This is a genomic window from Bartonella sp. AP88HLJMH (assembly GCF_042195605.1).
In the GTDB taxonomy this organism is placed as follows: Bacteria; Pseudomonadota; Alphaproteobacteria; order Rhizobiales; family Rhizobiaceae; genus Bartonella.
The window spans coordinates 1-1,065 of record NZ_JBHIOR010000088.1 but is presented as its reverse complement, the minus strand read 5'-3'; the positions used below and the strand labels follow the sequence as shown (position 1 = coordinate 1,065).

The following is a 1,065-nucleotide window of genomic DNA, read 5'->3' as shown; positions in this document are numbered from 1 at the left end:
TGATGTTCATTACTATCTGTAGGAGCGGAAATAAAAGCAGAACTAGAGCTAGAACTATCATTCAACTTTTGCAGCTTTAAATAACTATTTAAAGATAGTCCTTTGCCTTGTTCCCAACGACAAACAGAAGCTTGCTTAACACCTAAAATATCTGCTAATTCCTTTTGTGTTAGCGATAAACACTTTCGGATAGATTTAATCTTTAATTTTTCCTCTGTGTCCATTTGAGTTAAGCTCCTTAATTTTAACCATATACGCAATTGTATAGAGTTAATTAAAAAAAACAATAGATTTTTTTAATTTTAAAATCATAAGTAACTAATTATGACGAAAAATATCATTGCGACATTGCAAGTATTGCAATCTGAGTTTGGTCTTAATCAAAAAGATCTTGCCGATAGATTAAATGTAACCCAAGCGACCGTGTCAAGATGGTTAGGAAGTGAATCAGATCCCAGAGGTTCACACAGAGACGCAATTTTAGAACTTTATAAAAGCTTAAAAGGTTATAATCAAATTACTACAGTTGTTCCTGTTATGGGGTATGTAGGAGCAGGATTAGAGATTGATACCGATGTTGAGCAAATCCCAGAAGATGGGCTTGAAACAATCGAAATACCATTTGATTTGCCTTTTGAAACAATAGGATTCATGGTTCGTGGAGATTCCATGTATCCCGTGTATAAAGATGGTGATTTAATCGTAGTTAAACATCTGCAAACAAAGCCAATGAGCGATTATTACGGTGATGAAGTTGTCGTTCTAACAGAAGATAATAGGCGTTTTATCAAACAAATTACTCGCTCTTCAGAGGGCATTGTACTCAAATCATGGAATGCGCTACCAATTAAAAATGCAAAGATAAAATGGGTTGGAGAAATAGTTGCAATATTACCGCGCAAATCCTATCGTCTACTTATGAAATAATCCCAATAAAGTTTTTGATTCTATTGCTTGCATTTATACATTTACGTATAAGTAATTATACAAACCACGCACAAACAATCGCCAAGAGGCGTTAGGGAGGAAAAATTATGGAAAATCCAATTCTTATAAATTCTGATG

Annotated in this window: 2 protein-coding genes; one reads left to right on the top strand and one right to left on the bottom strand. The window is 33.9% G+C overall.

Translation table 11 applies throughout. From position 1 onward, the window contains the following. A partial coding sequence (locus tag ACFIMA_RS09715) for a helix-turn-helix transcriptional regulator (protein ID WP_375693453.1) occupies nt 1-224 on the bottom strand: 224 nt, incomplete at its 3' end. Nucleotides 225-324: 100 nt separating this feature from the next. On the opposite strand from ACFIMA_RS09715, the gene ACFIMA_RS09710 reads away from it, so the two are divergent. Then, complete coding sequence (locus ACFIMA_RS09710; protein WP_375613929.1) at nt 325-927, top strand: S24 family peptidase; 603 nt, start codon at nt 325-327, stop codon at nt 925-927. The last annotated feature ends 138 nt before the right edge of the window (nt 928-1,065 follow it).